Origin of the sequence: Dokdonia genika, from assembly GCF_042652845.1 — a bacterium.
Lineage (GTDB): Bacteria > Bacteroidota > Bacteroidia > Flavobacteriales > Flavobacteriaceae > Dokdonia > Dokdonia donghaensis.
In genome coordinates, this window is sequence record NZ_JBHSHB010000007.1 from 444388 (window position 1) to 461766 (window position 17379).

19 protein-coding genes are annotated in these 17379 nt (G+C 37.1%); 12 read left to right on the forward strand and 7 right to left on the reverse strand.

Going from position 1 to position 17379, the window contains the following annotated elements; all coding sequences use genetic code 11:
- Positions 1-24: 24 nt before the first annotated feature.
- Together ACFO5T_RS02980 and ACFO5T_RS02985 are read right to left on the reverse strand one after the other, a co-directional pair.
- Positions 25-1275, reverse strand: a complete 1251-nt coding sequence (locus tag ACFO5T_RS02980) for an aspartate kinase (RefSeq protein ID WP_380031909.1) — start codon at positions 1273-1275, stop codon at positions 25-27.
- Positions 1276-1339: 64 nt separating this feature from the next.
- Positions 1340-1828, reverse strand: a complete 489-nt coding sequence (locus ACFO5T_RS02985; protein WP_035325956.1) for a GNAT family N-acetyltransferase — start codon at positions 1826-1828, stop codon at positions 1340-1342.
- Between the two features lie 118 nt (positions 1829-1946).
- Here ACFO5T_RS02985 and fbp point away from each other — a divergent pair, with 118 nt between their 5' ends.
- The 5 genes from fbp (at position 1947) to ACFO5T_RS03010 (ending at position 6258) form a co-directional block, all read left to right on the forward strand.
- On the forward strand, positions 1947-2951 hold the full coding sequence (gene fbp / locus ACFO5T_RS02990; RefSeq protein ID WP_380031911.1) for a class 1 fructose-bisphosphatase: 1005 nt from the start codon (positions 1947-1949) through the stop codon (positions 2949-2951).
- 83 nt (positions 2952-3034) lie between these two features.
- A complete protein-coding gene (locus ACFO5T_RS02995) occupies positions 3035-3385 on the forward strand; it encodes a fructose 1,6-bisphosphatase (RefSeq protein ID WP_375252743.1) in 351 nt (116 codons plus the stop codon).
- Between the two features lie 21 nt (positions 3386-3406).
- Entirely contained in the window at positions 3407-4207 is an 801-nt protein-coding gene (locus tag ACFO5T_RS03000; RefSeq protein ID WP_380031914.1) for a cell envelope biogenesis protein OmpA, read from the forward strand.
- The gene (locus ACFO5T_RS03005; RefSeq protein ID WP_380031917.1) at positions 4194-4691 is read left to right on the forward strand and encodes a Rab family GTPase; all 498 of its coding nucleotides are present in this window, start codon (positions 4194-4196) and stop codon (positions 4689-4691) included. The genes ACFO5T_RS03000 and ACFO5T_RS03005 overlap by 14 nt, the downstream gene beginning before the upstream one ends.
- A complete protein-coding gene (locus ACFO5T_RS03010) occupies positions 4684-6258 on the forward strand; it encodes an ATP-binding protein (protein WP_380031919.1) in 1575 nt (524 codons plus the stop codon). Before ACFO5T_RS03005 ends, ACFO5T_RS03010 begins: the two co-directional genes overlap by 8 nt.
- A gap of 76 nt (positions 6259-6334) precedes the next feature.
- On the opposite strand, the gene ACFO5T_RS03015 is transcribed toward ACFO5T_RS03010, so the two are convergent.
- The gene (locus ACFO5T_RS03015; protein ID WP_375252739.1) at positions 6335-6763 is read right to left on the reverse strand and encodes a tellurite resistance TerB family protein; all 429 of its coding nucleotides are present in this window, start codon (positions 6761-6763) and stop codon (positions 6335-6337) included.
- A gap of 91 nt (positions 6764-6854) precedes the next feature.
- Between ACFO5T_RS03015 and ACFO5T_RS03020 the strand changes: the two genes are divergently transcribed.
- The 4 genes from ACFO5T_RS03020 (at position 6855) to ACFO5T_RS03035 (ending at position 9837) form a co-directional block, all read left to right on the forward strand.
- A complete protein-coding gene (locus ACFO5T_RS03020) occupies positions 6855-7448 on the forward strand; it encodes a HupE/UreJ family protein (protein WP_380031922.1) in 594 nt (197 codons plus the stop codon).
- Positions 7449-7525: 77 nt separating this feature from the next.
- Complete coding sequence (locus ACFO5T_RS03025) at positions 7526-7954, forward strand: deoxycytidylate deaminase (RefSeq protein ID WP_035325946.1); 429 nt, start codon at positions 7526-7528, stop codon at positions 7952-7954.
- Complete coding sequence (locus tag ACFO5T_RS03030) at positions 7954-9540, forward strand: S41 family peptidase (protein WP_380031925.1); 1587 nt, start codon at positions 7954-7956, stop codon at positions 9538-9540. The genes ACFO5T_RS03025 and ACFO5T_RS03030 overlap by 1 nt, the downstream gene beginning before the upstream one ends.
- Positions 9541-9543: 3 nt before the next feature.
- Positions 9544-9837 carry a hypothetical protein gene (locus tag ACFO5T_RS03035; protein WP_038597800.1) on the forward strand — a complete coding sequence of 98 codons (294 nt, stop codon included), beginning with the start codon at positions 9544-9546 and terminating at the stop codon, positions 9835-9837.
- Here ACFO5T_RS03035 and ACFO5T_RS03040 read toward each other — a convergent pair whose 3' ends face one another.
- Positions 9838-10035, reverse strand: a complete 198-nt coding sequence (locus tag ACFO5T_RS03040) for a hypothetical protein (RefSeq protein WP_375252737.1) — start codon at positions 10033-10035, stop codon at positions 9838-9840.
- Between the two features lie 4 nt (positions 10036-10039).
- Complete coding sequence (locus ACFO5T_RS03045; RefSeq protein ID WP_035325940.1) at positions 10040-10624, reverse strand: MarC family protein; 585 nt, start codon at positions 10622-10624, stop codon at positions 10040-10042.
- Between the two features lie 326 nt (positions 10625-10950).
- Between ACFO5T_RS03045 and katG the strand changes: the two genes are divergently transcribed.
- Positions 10951-13167, forward strand: a complete 2217-nt coding sequence (gene katG / locus ACFO5T_RS03050) for a catalase/peroxidase HPI (protein ID WP_380031929.1) — start codon at positions 10951-10953, stop codon at positions 13165-13167.
- An 83-nt stretch (positions 13168-13250) separates the two neighbouring features.
- On the opposite strand, the gene ACFO5T_RS03055 is transcribed toward katG, so the two are convergent.
- Positions 13251-14750, reverse strand: coding sequence for a M20/M25/M40 family metallo-hydrolase (locus ACFO5T_RS03055; RefSeq protein ID WP_380031932.1), 1500 nt, complete (start codon positions 14748-14750; stop codon positions 13251-13253).
- Positions 14751-14947: 197 nt separating this feature from the next.
- Between ACFO5T_RS03055 and ACFO5T_RS03060 the strand changes: the two genes are divergently transcribed.
- Both ACFO5T_RS03060 and ACFO5T_RS03065 read left to right on the forward strand, forming a co-directional pair.
- Positions 14948-15514 (forward strand): DUF3109 family protein, encoded by a 567-nt coding sequence (locus ACFO5T_RS03060; protein WP_380032204.1) that lies wholly within the window; start codon positions 14948-14950, stop codon positions 15512-15514.
- 74 nt (positions 15515-15588) lie between these two features.
- Complete coding sequence (locus ACFO5T_RS03065) at positions 15589-16731, forward strand: methionine aminotransferase (protein WP_380031934.1); 1143 nt, start codon at positions 15589-15591, stop codon at positions 16729-16731.
- On the opposite strand, the gene ACFO5T_RS03070 is transcribed toward ACFO5T_RS03065, so the two are convergent.
- Positions 16728-17240: a DUF1440 domain-containing protein gene (locus ACFO5T_RS03070; protein ID WP_380031936.1), complete on the reverse strand. Its 513-nt coding sequence runs from the start codon at positions 17238-17240 to the stop codon at positions 16728-16730. The two genes, ACFO5T_RS03065 and ACFO5T_RS03070, sit on opposite strands and share 4 nt — an antisense overlap.
- Between the last annotated feature and the right edge of the window lie 139 nt (positions 17241-17379).

The following is a 17379-nucleotide window of genomic DNA, read 5'->3' on the forward strand; positions in this document are numbered from 1 at the left end:
GTTTAACCTATGGACAAGACCACATTAGTTTTGTGTCACAAGTTGCACTGTATTTTGTGTCACTTGCTTGAGAAGTACCTCTTTACCTTCTTGAAAGTTATCTAAAGCGTTCTGGTTAAAATGCCTAATAGTGTAAAGATGTACATTAGGCGTAACGGTTACTTTAAATTTTCCTTTGAGTTGATTTACAAGCTTTTCTAAGCCGTTAAACTTATTATCTACACAAAGAGAGAAGCTTATGGCAGAGTTCTGTATAAGATCTACTTTAAGCTTGTATAATGCTAATAGTTGAAATATCTCTGCAATATTATCTTCTACCATAAATGAAAAGTCAAGAGATGATAATGATATTAATACCTGGCTTTTCTTTACAATATAGCAGGGTACTTCTGGTACTAGCGATGCGACTGCGCTTACCATTGTGCCTGGGTTTTTTGGATTTAAAAAAGACTTCACATATAATGGTATCTCTTTGCGCTGTAGTGGTTGTAGGGTTTTAGGGTGAATAACTGATGCGCCATAAAAAGCAAGCTCTATCGCTTCCTCATAGGGTATCTGGTGCAAGAGCTCTGTATTGTTAAACACACGAGGATCACCATTTAAAACTCCAGGGACATCTTTCCAAATGGTAAGACTACGAGCATTGAGGCAGTAGGCAAAAATACCTCCCGTATAGTCAGACCCTTCCCTGCCCAAAGTGGTGGTGAAGTTATTACTGTCTGAGGCTATAAACCCCTGAGTGATGGATAGCGCTGTGGGGTCTACAGATTCTTTTATGGCAAGTTGCGTTTTGTCCCAGTCTATGCGCCCGTCTCGGTAACTATTATCTGTTTTTAAAATAGTTCTAGCATCTAGCCAAGTGTTTCTTACTCCTTGATCTGTGAGAAATGTACTTACAATTGTGGTAGACAGTAATTCACCATAAGAAACAATCTGGTCGTATACAAAATCATATTTTGGAGATTTGTTCCAAGCGAGAAAGCCTTTTAACTCTTCAAATAATGCTTTTATAGATGTAAAAATAGTATGCCCAGGTGTAAATAGGTCGCTGGCTATCTGCGTGTGATAGTCTACTGTGGCTTTGAGATGTTCAGGCAGTAAAGTTTTATCGTTAAAATAGGCATTTACAATTGCCTCCATCGCATTTGTGGTTTTCCCCATTGCAGAGATGACTACAAGTTTTTCTGTCACTCCAGTTTCATTAAGAACGGTGGCAATATTCTTTATCCCAGCTGCATCCTTTACAGAGGCTCCCCCAAATTTAAATACCTGCATATTAAAAAGTGTTGTGTTGTGTTTAAGTGCGCTTTCGCGAAAGCGTGATTACCACATTACATTACTAAGATGGCGTTATGGTTTTAATGTATTTATGTAAACGCCCTTCGTCCATCTGTACTAGATACCAGTCTTTGAGGAATTGAGCGCCACTTTTTTCATAAAAGGCAATGGCGTTTTTATTCCAGTCTAGTACGACCCATTCAACCCTTTTAACTCCATTTTCTTTACCAAAAGTCATTACTTGGTCATATAATTTTTTACCTACTCCTTTGCCTCGATATTCCTCTCTTACCACAAGGTCTTCTAGGTGTAGTGATTTTCCGTCCCAGGTAGAAAAGCGATAATAACATAGCGCCATACCGATAACGGTGTCATTTTCTTTGGCTACAAAACAATAAAAAAGGGGGTTGTCACCAAATCCATTTTCTATTAAAATGTCTTCGTTAATCTTTACAGCATCTGGTTCTTTCTCAAAAACTGCCAGTTCATTAATGAGAGATAATACAGCGGGCATATCTTCTGGAGTTGCCTTTTTGATAGCGAGGTTCATAAGCTTCTTGTTATTCTTAAAAAGCTAAGGTATATAATTACCGTAACTATTCTTGTGCGAAAACGTTGTCGTAAGTGCATTTTAGAATTACATTTACATAAATTTTAAAAACACTAAAGTGTCACGTAAAAATCAAACTCTAGGCGAATTTATAATTGAAAACCAAGCAGAATTTCAGTACTCATCTGGAGAGCTATCTCGCTTAATAAACTCAATAAGGCTGGCAGCAAAGGTTGTAAACCACGAGGTGAATAAGGCAGGACTAGTAGATATAGTAGGTGCCGTAGGAGAGACTAACATACAGGGTGAAGACCAGCAAAAGCTGGATGTAATGGCAAATGACACCTTCATAAGAACGCTTACTAATCGTAATATTTTATGTGGTATCGCCAGCGAAGAAAATGATGATTTTATCTCCCTAGAAGGTCAAAATGGTGACAATAACAATAAATATATCTTACTTATGGATCCCCTAGACGGATCTTCAAACATAGATGTAAATGTGTCTGTAGGAACTATTTTTTCAATATATAGAAGGGTGACGCCACCAGGTACTCCTGTGACTATAGAAGATTTTTTACAACCAGGGAGAGAGCAAGTAGCTGCTGGTTATATTGTATATGGTACCTCTACTATGATTGTCTACACAACAGGTCACGGAGTAAATGGATTTACTCTCAACCCTGCAATAGGTACTTTTTACTTATCGCACCCTAATATGCAGTTTCCAGAGATGGGTAATATCTATTCTGTAAATGAGGGTAACTATGTACACTTTCCGGATGGTGTGAAGAAGTATATAAAATACTGTCAAGAAGAAGCCGAGGGACGCCCCTATACATCACGATATATAGGGTCATTAGTGTCTGATATACATAGAAATATGATAAAAGGTGGTATATATATGTACCCAAAAAGTTCAAAAGCTACAAATGGAAAATTGCGCCTTCTTTATGAGTGCAATCCTATGGCTTTTATAGCAGAGCAGGCAGGAGGTAAAGCTAGTGATGGTTACACACGTATTTTAGACTTAAAGCCTACAGAGCTACACGAGCGTGTTCCCTTCTTTTGCGGGAGCAGATTAATGGTCGAAAAAGCCGAAAGTTTTATGAATAACGACTAAAAGTTAACATAAGGCATTATTAAGGGTTAAACAAAGTGTATTTTTTTTATATTTGATATACAACAATAAGGCTTAACCCTATTATGGCTAAAAATACAAAAGCAGAAAACCAGCAAACAGAAGATGTGGCAAACTCAAAAATTGAGGCAATTAAGAACCTTATTTTTGGAGAGAATATACAAGAGTATAATCACGAGTTTGAAGCATTAAAATCTGATATCGCACAAAAGCGAGAAGAGATGCTTGCTTATGTAGATGAGGCTCGTAAGGAGATTATGACAGCTGTAGATAACCTCAGTACTGATGTTAACATACGCATATCTGATCTTGAACAGTCACTTAATGATAAAACAGAAGATCTAGATAATAAAAAGGTGAGCCGTGCTAGTCTAGGAGATCTTCTTATACGCTTAGGCGAAAATATTAAAGAGTAATAGAATAGGTAACATCTTTAAATGACAACAGATGAACGTCTCGAAATTTTAAAGGAACTTTTACTCACAAATGAGAAAGAGCCTGAAAAAGACGTTTATAAGAAGATTAAAGCATTAGAAAATAGTCAGAAAAACTTATCTGACCGTATAGATCCTTTACTGGACGAACGTTTGCAGCAATTTGTTACCACAATGCCAGAGACTCTCGGGCCAGTAATTACTGAAACCTTAAAGACTGAGATTAAAAAATCTCAAGATGCCGTGGCTGAGGCTCTTTTCCCAGTAATGGGGAAAATGATAAAAAAGTATGTTCAAGCAGAGATTGCTCGGCTAAACGACTCGATAAGTGAAAAAATAAACGCAACATTTTCTTTCAAAAATTTTTTTAAGTCTAAGTCAAAAGAAAGGCCAACGGCTGCAATGATGCTTAAAGAAGAATATAAGGCGTATATTGAACAAGTACTTGTAGTTGAAAAAGGTTCTGGAATACTCAAAGCAAATTATGCTAAGAGCCAGACTATGGATGAAGATATGATGGCTGGTATGCTCACTGCAATAAAAAGCTTTGCAGAAGATGCTTTTGAAAAGGGTGAGATGGAGCTAGAGCGTATAGATTACCAACTATTTACTATACACCTTCAAAATTTTTCAAACTATTATATTGCCGTGATTATAAGTGGTATATATGATGATAAGTTTAAAGATAAACTGGAAGATGTCTTGCTAGACTTTGCTCAATACGTAGTAAATAAGGAAGACCTTGATGATAATATTATATTTGCAAAAAAATTAAAAGAATTTTTTACTGATGAGCGTATCTAAAAAAATTGTATTGTTAGGACATTTTGGTGTGGGTAAATCGTCACTTCTTCGCAGGTTTGTAGAAAATACTTTCTCAGATAATTATGTCGTGACCATAGGTGTTCACATAATGAAAAAGGAAGTAGTTGTTGATACAAGTAACAAGGTTACCCTTATTATATGGGATGTTGAGGGTACAGATGATTTTACTAAGTACAGGCCATCATACCTTATGGGAGCTTCTAGCTTTGTATATGTTTTTGATGCATCAAGGCCTGTTACTTACAGTGACTTAAAATATAATCTAGCCCACCTAAAAGAAAAGCACCCTAATGTTCCTGTGCACATAATCGGGAATAAAGTGGATTTAGTCGATGCTGAAGAAATAAAGCAAGCTCTAAAGGAGCAAGAAGTTCAACATAGTTATCTTTCAAGTGCCAAAACTGGCGAAAATGTTGAACAGCTGTTTAAGGACGTGGCAGCCCAATTGTTAGAAAATGCTTGATAACCTCAGACAAGATTTTATAAATAGAACTACGCAAGTAGTCGTAGTCAATAAGGAACTAGAGGTTATAGACTCTGACAATAATCTTTTTGACTTAAAAAAAAATTCTAATATCACGGATTTTCATCCGTTCTTTTATGCATTAAGTACTGTTTTTGAAGAAAACCTTCAAAAAGAAACTTTCTTCTGTGTACAGATGGAAGTGTTAAGTCGCCATTACTTTATAGATATAAAAACCTATCTACAAGAAGATGATGAGAGTCTTGTTCTCATTTTAAACGATCTTACAGATCATTATAAGACGGTGCATCAAATAAAGCAGGTGCGCAATGAGTCTATCATAAACTTTAATATATCTCAAGAACTTAACCAGCAACTAGAGATACAACGCAGTTTTAAAAATAAATTCTTGGCAAATGTAAGCCACGAGATACGTACGCCTCTTAATAGTATTGTGGGCTTTATATCTGTATTAGAAAATACTGAGATCACAAGAGAGCAACTTGATGTATTACATATTATAAAAGATAGTTCAAAAAATCTTGTGACTATACTAGATGACCTAATGGACATCTCAAAAATTGAAGCTGGAAAGTTAGATATTAAAAATCGACGTTTTGATTTTAGAGAGTTTGTAGAAAAGCTTGCAAAAACATATGAAATACGTACAGATGATAAAAGACTGTCATTTGATTTTGAATTAAGTTCTAAGATACCACGTTTCTTAGTGGGAGATCATTTACGTATAAATCAAGTTATTGTAAATCTTTTAGAGAATGCGTTAAAATACACGCATCAAGGTGGAATTAAGTTTAGGGTTACTACGTCCTCATTAAATGCACGTCGTATTCCAGTTACGTTTGAGGTTACAGATACAGGTATAGGTATACCCAAAGAAAAGTTAGATAGTATTTTTGACAGCTTTACGCAGTTAGAAAAGCGAGGTCTTTTTGGAGGGTCTGGTTTGGGTCTCAGTATTGTAAAACAACTCACAGACTTGTTAGAGAGTGATCTAGAGGTTAAGAGTGCAGAAGGAGAAGGGTCAACCTTTAGTTTTACAGTAAATATGGGAGTTTCTCATAATCAGAAGAAAGAGAACAAAGAGAAGAAAGTAAAGAGAAAGAAAAAAGACTTCAAAAGCGCAAAAAGACCGCGTGTACTACTAGGAGAGGATGTAGAAGTAAACCAATTATTAATGTTAAGGTTATTTTCTGACTATGGAGCCTATAGTATTGACATTGCAAAAAATGGAGAAAGGGTCTTAGAGTACCTAGATAGATTTCCATATGACTTGGTTATACTTGACTTAACTATGCCTATTATGGATGGTCTTGATGCCGCTGTACAAATTAGAAATAGTAGTAATAAAAAAATTAGTAAACTACCTATTATAGCTCTTACTGCAAGAACTTCTCAAGAGGAGCAAGACGCTGCAAAGGAGGCTGGTATGAATGCTTATCTTACAAAACCTGTAGATCCAGATTTGTTGTTTACTACGATAGAACGACTTTTAAGTAGGTATAAGCGTAAGGATAAAGTACTAGAACTCTCTGAAGAAGAGGAGTAGAATTGCAGTAAGCAATAAATTAAAAAAGGTTAAGATAATTTACATCTTGACCTTTTTTAATTTGGAAAAGCTAGTATTAGCGATTCATATTTTTAATCTCCTCTTGAAAAGTTTCAAGATCTGCTTGTTCCTTAACAAGAGTAAGTGCTTTATGTACAACGTAGCTAGCATTATTTGTTGAAAATCCTAAACCTATAGCAAGACGTTCTAGTAAAGGCTCTTCTTCTTCAAACTCGTGATCTATGTGTACCATACGAGTAAGATCATATAAGCGCTCTAATCTTCTATCATAAGTTGTAGGGGGATTGATAGGGTGAGACATATAATCTTTAAGAATGATTTCATAATCCTCTGCAGAGATAGAGAGGTTACGAGCAAGTCTATCTAAAAACGCTTTTTCTTTATCTGAGATAACACCGTCATCCATAGCGACACGCACTATAGCTGCAAAGTGATCTTCATTTCTTTGGCGGAAACCGCTATCATATAAATCTGCAAAAGACATATTTCTTATGTATTAAAAGTAAGACTCAAAGATAGCCATTTAATCAAGATTTATAATTTGTACATTTGATAAAAACCCCTAATTTTTTTAGATGGATTCATTCTTGTTTTATTTTAAAGAAGGCCTCTTCCACGTGTTAGATTGGAAAGCTTACGACCACATTCTCTTTTTAATTGTACTCACTGTACCCTACCTCATTTCAAACTGGAAAAAACTCTTTACCCTAGTCACCATATTTACTATAGGGCATACGCTCACACTAGCAATGTCTGCCTATGGGATTATACGTGTAAATAGCTCCCTGGTAGAGGTACTCATACCCGTAACTATACTCATTACTGCGTTATATAATATTTTTACAGCTGGTAAGAAAAATAGAAATCTTAAATTAGGGATACATCTCTTTGCAGCATTATTCTTTGGGCTTATACACGGCCTCGGGTTTTCTACCTATTTTAAGATGATGACCGCAAGTTCAGATAGCAAGTTACTTCCGTTACTAGAGTACACTTTAGGTATAGAGAGTGCTCAGATTATTATAGTACTCGTTGTATTAATAGTAAGTTTTATAGGACAATCTATTTTTAGGTTTTCATTACGTGACTGGGTGATGGTTATATCTTCTATTGTAATAGGGGTTACCATACCAGTATTTCAAAATGCATTATCAAGTATTAATTTCTAGTAAAAATAGTACTTTAGGAGCGTAAAGGGTTTTTAGTACGCTTTCGCGAAAGCGCACTCATAATTACAAAATATACAATGGGGTCAAAACAGCATAAATACGATATAGCATACCTAAGAATGGCTCGGGAGTGGGGAAAACTATCGTATTGTAATCGCAAGCAAGTAGGGGCAATAATCGTTAAGGATAAGATGATTATCTCAGACGGTTATAATGGCACACCCACAGGGTTTGAAAATGTATGTGAAGATGAAGAAAATAATACAAAGTGGTACGTTTTACACGCTGAGGCAAATGCTATACTAAAGGTAGCAAGCTCAACTCAATCTTGCCACGGTGCAACTTTATATATCACACTGAGCCCTTGTAAAGATTGTAGTAAATTAGTTCATCAAGCAGGTATAAAACGTGTGGTTTACCATAGCGCTTATAAAGATCTTACAGGAGTAAAATTTTTAGAAAAAGCTGGCGTTGAGATAGTGCACCTTCAAGATATAGACTCATAATGAAAATAAAGCGCAAGTACATACCCATACTATTTGGTTTAGGCATTGCTCTAGGGATTTTACTAGGGAGTATGTTAGACTTTGGTTATAACGATACTGCGCTCTTTGCATCAAACTCAAAAAAAGAAAAACTTAATAAACTTATTGATTACATAGATTATGAGTATGTAGATGCCATAAATACAGATAGTATAGTAGATGTTACTGTAAACGGTATTTTAGATAATCTAGATCCTCACTCAAGTTATATACCACCAGATGAGTACCGAGCTGTAGAAGAAAATATGAAAGGCGATTTTGTAGGTATAGGGGTTAGTTTTTATCCATATAATGACTCTATTGCAGTCATACAAGCTATAAAGGGAGGTCCAAGTGCTAGAGCTGGAGTAAAAGGAGGTGATCGTATTGTATATGCAGATGGAATAGATTTATCTCAAAACACTATTACAGATGATTCATTATCTCGTATTCTTAAAGGAAAAGTACGCACACCTATTGAGATTAAGATAAAAAGACCAGGAGAAGAAGACTTGCTTACCTTTAATTTTAACAGAGACCGTGTACCTATCTCTAGCGTTATAGGTAGTTATATGCTTACTGATGATTTAGGATATGTAAAAATTAATCGTTTTGCAGAGTCTACTCATAAAGAGTTTGTAGATGCACTTACGGTTTTAAAAAATCAAGGTGCAACTAGTATTGCTCTAGATTTAAGAGATAATCCAGGAGGCTATATCTCGAGCGCAGAGGGGGTAGTAGATGAATTTTTAGAAGAAGATAAGCTCATATTATTTACTAAAAATAAATCGGGTAAGATATCTAATAGTTATACAGATAACGGTGGCCTTTTTGAAGAAGGTGAAGTTTTTGTACTTATTAATGAAAATTCGGCAAGTGCGAGTGAAATCGTTGCGGGAGCACTTCAAGATAATGACAAAGGCATTATAGTGGGGCGCAGGTCCTTTGGAAAAGGCCTTGTACAGCGTGAGATGGATTTGGGTGATGGAAGTGCGGTAAGGCTTACAATAGCTCGCTATTATACACCTACAGGTAGATCAATACAAAAACCGTATGAGCTAGGAGATAAAGATTATTATGAAGATTACCTTAACAGGTATGAAAACGGAGAGTTGCGCAGTGCAGATAGTATTAAAGTGGCAGACTCATTAAAATTTAGAACCCCAAAGGGTAAGATAGTTTATGGTGGCGGTGGTATTATTCCAGATGTATTTGTGCCTAAAAACACAGACTATGAAGTTGAACATCTTAACTACGTACTGAGGTCTGGTTATATGCGCCTCTTTATTTTTGAACAATTAGAAAAAGATAGGCCTTACTATAACTCACTATCTATGGAGCAGTTTAAAAATGAAGTTACCATTACAGATGCTGTAATAGAAGATTTTATATCTTTCGCTCGTTTTAGAAAAATTACGTTAAAGGCTAGTAATTATAAAGAATTGTATAGAAGATATCTCAAAGCTACTATGGCTGGACAACTCTTTGGTAACAATGCTTTTGAGATGATGGTTAATCAAGAAGACGATGTGATCAAAAAGGTCATTGCTCTTTCAAAAGAAGAATAAACTATGTTAATGGTAGTAGCCGTTTTTGTATATATAATTGCCATCATCTTTAGGTTGATGGATAATAGTGCTGGGCTACTCATACGTCACGGCATATCTGTAAGTCCTTTCTATTTAAAGCCACCAGTCATTCTAGAGCAAATAGAGCAGCTAGAAGATAAAAAACTCATACGTAAATTACATCGTAATTTATGGTATCAAAAGTTGCACATAGCTTTTACGGTCTTAGCTATATTAACTTTAATAGTTGGAATTATATACGAGATATATAACCCATACATCATTTACCTAATGTAATTACTTACCGTGCTTTTCGGCTATCTTACGAGAGGTACGCAATATTAAGAGTAATAAAATTGCACAAGCACAGGCTATTATGCCTATAAGTGCAATGCTACTATCTCCCTGTAAAGGGTTAGAAAAATCAAGCAAGGTGAGATTGTAAATAAGAAGACCTAGTGCTAGTAAAATACCTATAGGGATAATAAATTTCATACGTCTATTTGAAAAGTTCTTGAATGTTTGCAGTAAATAACTTTACAGCAATGGCTAACAAAATTACACCAAAAACTTTATGTATGATAGCAATACCGTTCTTTCCTAAAAATCGCTCAATGTGTCTTGACGTTTTAAGTACTAGATAAACAAGCAAGATGTTAAGAACGACAGCTATAAGAATGTTCATAAGGTCATACTCTGCTCTTAGTGCTAGAAGAGAAGTAAGAGTACCAGGACCAGCAATAAGCGGGAAAGCTAGCGGAAAAACAGAAACCGTCTTTTTACTAAGCGTATCGTCATCTTTAAAAAGGCTTACACCTAGTATCATCTCTAGTGCAATAAAAAAGAGAATAAATGATCCCGCAACAGCAAATTCATATACATTAATACCTATAACGCCTAGTATACTTTCACCTACAAAAACAAATAAGGTCATTACAATAAGAGCAACTAGCGCCGCTTTCTCACTCTGTATGTGACCTGCTTTCTTACGTAGTTTTAAAACAATAGGGATACTTCCTACAATGTCGATAACTGCAAAAAGGACCATTGTAGCCGTAAGAATTTCTTTTAAATCTATTTTCATTTGTGCTTTTTTTAAGACGGCGCAAAGATACTTCATATTAGAGCCTGCATCTTTCACTTTTGGTGTGAATAAATTGTAAAGTTTTAATTACGCTTTCGCGAAAGCGTAATTCTTAATTATTTTTATGCAAGATATTTAAAACCAACCACATACTAGTTTTGTGTTGAGTTTATATGGTTTATCTTTAATACCTATCAGACAGTAACTTTGTTGTCTAGCTATAAATATTATTGATAGTTTGTTTTTATAAATTAATCATAAACTATAGTTGTCAAGAAAGTCTTTAAATATCTTTGGTAAAAGTAAAAGTCTTAAAACACCTAATAATGAGTAGTAAACACACAAACGTATGGGACATAAATGATCCCAGTGCAGCAGCAAAATGTCCATTTCTTGGTAATCCTGATCAGTTAGTAGCCGGTAAGGGTACCACAAATAGAGACTGGTGGCCTAATGAGTTAAAATTAAATATCCTGCGTCAAAACGGTACAAGTAGCGACCCTATGGATAAAGATTTTGATTATGCCGCAGCTTTTAATAGTCTTGATTTTCCAACTTTAAAGCAAGAGGTTATAGATTTAATGACAGATTCACAAGACTGGTGGCCGGCAGATTATGGTCACTACGGGCCATTTATGATACGTATGGCTTGGCACAGTGCTGGTACTTATAGAATAGGTGATGGCCGTGGAGGTTCTAGCTCTGGATCGCAACGTTTTGCACCACTTAACAGTTGGCCAGATAACGGTAACTTAGATAAGGCACGTTTACTTTTATGGCCTATTAAAAAGAAATATGGTAAAAACATCTCTTGGGCAGATTTATTTATCCTTGCAGGTAATGCAGCTTTAGAGTCTATGGGCTTTAAAACATTTGGTTTTTCAGGAGGAAGAGAAGATGTATGGGAGCCAGAACAAGATATTAACTGGGGTTATGAAGATGAGTGGCTAGGAGAAAAAGAGCGTCACGAGGGAGATAGAGAGCTCAAAGGATTTCTAGGTGCTACTCATATGGGACTTATTTATGTAAATCCAGAAGGACCTAGCGGTAAGCCAGACCCTATAGGAAGTGCATATGATATCAGAGAGACCTTTGGCCGTATGGCAATGAATGATGAAGAAACAGTGGCACTCGTTGCTGGAGGGCATACCTTCGGAAAAGCACACGGAGCGGCAGACCCAGAGAAGTATGTAGGCGCAGAGCCACACGGAGCAACTCTAGAAGAGATGAGTACTGGGTGGAAAAATACATACAAGAGCGGGGTACTAGATGATACTATTACTTCTGGTCTTGAAGGAGCCTGGACACCTAATCCTACACGTTGGGATGCAGAGTACTTTGACGTATTACTTAATTTAGACTGGGAGCTTACTACAAGTCCAGCAGGGGCACACCAGTGGAAACCATCTAATCCAGATGCACCACAAGCACCAGCTGCAGGAGGAAATGGTACTCAAGGCATAATGATGTCTACAGCAGATATGGCTCTTAAAATGGATCCAGAATATCGTAAGATTTCAGAGAAGTTCCATAAAGATCATAAAGCATTTGAAGATGCATTTGCAAGAGCTTGGTATAAATTGACACACCGTGATATGGGACCATTATCACGTTACTTAGGACCAGAATTGCCAAAAGAAGAATTATTATGGCAAGACCCTATCCCAGAAGCAAACGGATATACTTTATCAGATAGCCAAGTAGCAACACTTAAAACGGCTATCGACGCAACAGATTTATCTGCTTCAGATATGGTAAGCGTAGCCTGGGCATCAGCTTCTACATTTAGAAATAGTGATAAACGTGGTGGAGCAAATGGTGCTCGTATACGTCTAGCACCACAAAATAACTGGGAAGTAAATAACCCAGAACAATTAAGAAAAGTACTTAATGCTCTTAAAGATGTACAAGATAATGCCGGGTTTGATGTATCTATGGCAGACCTTATTGTGCTTGCAGGTGGAGTAGGTGTTGAGCGTGCTGCTCACAATGCTGGCCATAAAGTAACGGTGCCTTTTACCCCAGGACGAACTGATGCAAGTCAAGAACAAACAGATATTGACTCTTTTGGTTACCTAGAGCCTAGAGCAGATGGTTTTAGAAATTACCAGAAAGGTGGTATGGAAACAGCTGCAGAAGAGCTTCTTATAGATAGAGCAAATCTTATGGAACTTTCTATACCAGAGATGACTGCCTTAGTAGGAGGTATGCGTGTGATAGGTTGTAATTATGATGGGTCTAAAGTAGGAGTGTTTACAGATAAAGTAGGAGCCCTTACTAATGATTTCTTTGAGAACCTATTAGACTTTACCTATACTTGGAAAGCACTATCATCAGACGATACATTATTTTCTGGAACAGATAGACGTACAGGAGATATGAAGTTTACAGGTTCAAGAGTAGATCTTATTTTTGGATCAAACACAGAGCTAAGAGCTATTGCAGAAGTATATGGAGCAAATGATGGTGAAGAACGTTTTGTAAACACCTTTGTAAGCGCCTTTGCAAAAGTGATGGATGCAGATCGTTTTGATGTGAAGTAATATAATTTCGCTTTCGCGAAAGCGAAACAAAAAACAAAAGCCGACTTATTATAAGTCGGCTTTTTTATTGAATTTTTTGCAAGCTAGAAATTGGTTTCAAAAAGGCCAAGACACACTTTAATACCTTGTCTCATATTACCTATGCGTATATTCTCATTAGGGTTATGTTGATTATTATCCATATTAACAAGAGGCAGGATAACGGTAGGAAGATTTAAGGTGTTAATAAGCGGTACAATAGGCACCGTGCCACCCATCATACGTATCGTTACGGGCTCTTCATTAAAAACTTGTGTTAATCGCTGCCTCATTTTTATACCAAAATCTCCCTGCGGACTTGTTCTAAAAGCATTTACAAGAGTTTTGGTCTTAACTGTTGCTATGCGCTTGTGAGTAAGTCGCTCCTGAGCGGTGGGGATTCTGTCTAGTACAAAATACCCCTCATTGCTTATGTGCTTTTTAATTTTATCTAGCTGGTCATCCCCATTTATTTCTGGTACAAGACGCACATCAAGGTGTGCCGTTGCCGTGCTAGGTACTACGGTCTTGAGCCCTTTACCCGTCCAAGAGGTGTTGAGCTGTCTCACATTAAGTGTAGGATATTGTAGCGTTTCTTGATAATTTTTACCCACAGTTTCGGCACTGTGTAAGCCTAGTTTTTTATTAAAGCTAGCAGCGGTAAATGGCACAGACTGCATAACAAGTGCTTCTTCTGGGCTTATGGTAATACCGTCATAATAACCGTCTATAAGTACCTTACCATCATCATCTTTCATACTTGAGAGTAAATGGGATAGTCTAAAAACTGGGTTAGGCACATAATTACCATAGTGACCACTATGTTGTGGTAAAGCTGCGCCATAGGTCGTAATCTCACAAGTGGCTATACCACGACAGCCAAAGGTGAGTGTAGGCTTATTAGAACTATGCGCAGGGCCATCCATCACTATAAAATAGTCTGCCGCATAGCGGCTTTTATAGGTGTCAAGAGTGCCCAGTAGAGCAGTAGAGCCATACTCTTCTTGAGGGTCAAAAATTACTTTGATATTAAAATTTGGTGTTTTGCCTTGCTCCTGTAATATTTCTAATGCGGTTATGAACATAAGGATAGGTGCTTTATCATCTGCTGCGGCTCTTCCGTATATGCACCATTCATCATTTATTTTTTGGTTTAATGCTTCCCAGCCCATTGATGTCCACGTTCCAGATGGGTCTTGTTTTTTTAACATAGGGGTAAAAGGATCTTCTTGATCCCAGACTGCGGGATTTACCGGTTGCCCGTCTATGTGCACATAAAAGAGAATTGTTTTAAGCGCAGGGTCGTATACTTTTTCTGCAAGTAGTATAGGCAATGTCTCGCTTTTAAGACGCGTAGTTGTAAAGCCTAGTGCTTCATATTTCTTTTCTACCCAAGCAATGTTTTCGAGCATAAGCTCTGGACTTTCTGGGAGATTAGGAATGCTTACAAAATCTTTGTGCTGTAATAAGGTTGCTCTAAGACGTTCATCTATAACCGCATCATAATTACTTTGGGATAGTGCAAAAAGTGGGACTAGACATAATATGTACAAGAGCTTTTTCATAGGCTTAAATTATATGTTGGCATTAGGTTTACGCTTTCGCGAAAGCGTACTTATCACTCTAGAAAGATACACAATAGGACAATGTGTAAAAAGTGTGGTTTCTAAAACTAAGTGCAAATTAAACCATATGACAAATACCGAAGGTGGGGTGAAAAATGTCTTATAGTTTTAAGCACAAGGCAGTATCTTTGCCATCTATGTTTCAACTCAAAAAAACCATCGTTTCTGAAGACATCATCGAAAAAGATTTTGTCTGTAATCTTAATGCCTGCAAGGGTGAGTGCTGTATAGCTGGAGAGGCTGGCGCACCACTGGAGGAAGATGAGGTGAAGATTATGGCAGACATCTATGAGGAGGTAAAACCTTTTTTACGCCCAGAAGGTATCGCCGCTATTGAAGCACAGGGTACATCAATCGTGCGTGATGGTGAGCTTGAGACCCCGCTTGTAAATGGTGCAGAGTGTGCATATGTGACTTTTAATGATAAAGGCTGGGCAAGTTGCGGTATAGAAGATGCATATAATGCTGGTAAAGTAGACTGGAAAAAACCTATTTCTTGTCATTTATACCCTGTGAGGGTACAAAAGTATAGCTCATTTTCGGCAGTAAATTATCATCGCTGGCCTATTTGTGATGACGCCTGTACACTAGGGCAAGAACTTAAAGTACCTGTTTACAAGTTTACTAAGGATGCGCTCGTACGTAAATTTGGCCAAGAATGGTATGCAGAGCTAGAAACTACTGCTGCAGAAATGGGTAAATAAGAGTAAGGTTCCTGTATCCTTATCTGTAGTATAGTTGTCTTATCTTTAGTCATCATAAAGAAAAAAAGACTGCAATGCACTTTACTTCAAAACTACCAGATGTAGGTACCACCATTTTTACAGTGATGAGTAAGCTTGCTCATCAAGAAGGAGCTATTAATCTTGCTCAAGGTTTTCCTGGGTTTGATAGTGATCCCAAGTTACAACAACTGGTAACTAAGGCTATGAGTGATGGGTATAACCAGTATGCACCTATGCCTGGTGTATATGGTCTACGCGAGCAAATAGCCAATAAGATAAACACATTATACGGCAGTGATTATCATCCAGAGAGTGAGGTAACTGTGACCGCTGGGGCCACACAAGCTATTTATACCATTGTATCTGCTTTTATAAGACCAGAAGATGAGGTAATTGTTCTTAAACCAGCATATGATTGTTATGAGCCAGCAGTAACGGTAAATGGAGGAACTATAGTCCCTATACAACTCAAGGCGCCGTTGTATAAAGTAAACTGGAGTGCGGTAGAGCGTGCTATAACTCCCAAGACTAAGATGCTTTTTATAAACACGCCGCATAACCCTACGGGTACTATACTTGATAAGGAGGATATGATGGAGCTGTCTAGAATACTAAAAGGCACAGATATTATCTTGCTTAGTGATGAGGTGTATGAGCATATTGTTTTTGATGGTAAAAAACACGAGAGTGTAGCTAGGTATCCAGAGCTACGAGCGCGTAGTTTTATTACTGCATCTTTTGGAAAAACCTTTCACAATACAGGGTGGAAAATGGGATATACAGTAGCGCCTAAGGCATTAATGGAGGAGTTTCAGAAAGTACACCAGTTTAATGTTTTTTCTGCGCATCACCCATCACAAAAAGCCTTTGCAACATATCTTAAAGAACCAGAACATTACTTGAAACTCAATGATTTCTTTCAGCAAAAGAGGGATTTATTTTTAGACCTAATTAAAGACTCACGTTTTAAGGTAACACCCGCTGCTGGAACTTATTTTCAAATGCTAGATTATAGCGAGATAACGCAGGAGGAAGATGTAGAATTTGCAAAGAGGCTCACAAAAGACCATAAAGTAGCATCAATACCAACCTCAGTATTTAATCTTCATCAAGAAGATTTTAAAATGCTTCGTTTTTGCTTTGCAAAAGATGATGAAACCCTTAAAAAAGCAGCAACTATTTTATGTGAGATTTAATCATCTAGTCTTCTAGCCACCCAGCCTCTCACAAGCTCTGCAGTTATACCAAAGGCTACGTGAGCCAGAAACTCATTTGCTTGTAACTTTACTGGGATGTCTTCTGGAGCTTCTTCTAGACCCATAAGTGGTAATGATGTCTCGTGTGTAGCAAGATATGCTGTTGTACCAAAGAGGGCGCCCTCTACTACATTAGTCTCTGGTCTGTCACGTTTTGCATAGCCTAGACTCGCGCCTAGTGTTACTCCTATTGGGATGTTTACCAGTTGTTCTGCTAGATCCCGGTTTGAAGCACTTACAGGTTCACCTGTGAGTTTTTCAGAAATATTATCTACTAGTTTAAGTTGCGCGCTTTCTGTGTTAGGCTGTCTTACTGGTAAAAAACGTTCGATTGCAAATTTTACAATAGTACCTGCAAGTCCACCTAGTACACCAGAGATAACTCCTCTCGAAGCGGTAGAAGCCATTGTATCTTTTTCTAGCCAGTTTGATAATGCAGAGTTGCTCATTGTAATATAGTTTTGGTTAGTGTTTTTAAATATAGTTTAGAACTTGAGCTTAGGGTCTTAAGAGAATTGTAATTAACAAGATTTTAGCGAGGCTACTAGATGAACAAAGGTTTTTACAATGATTACTTAAATCATATTA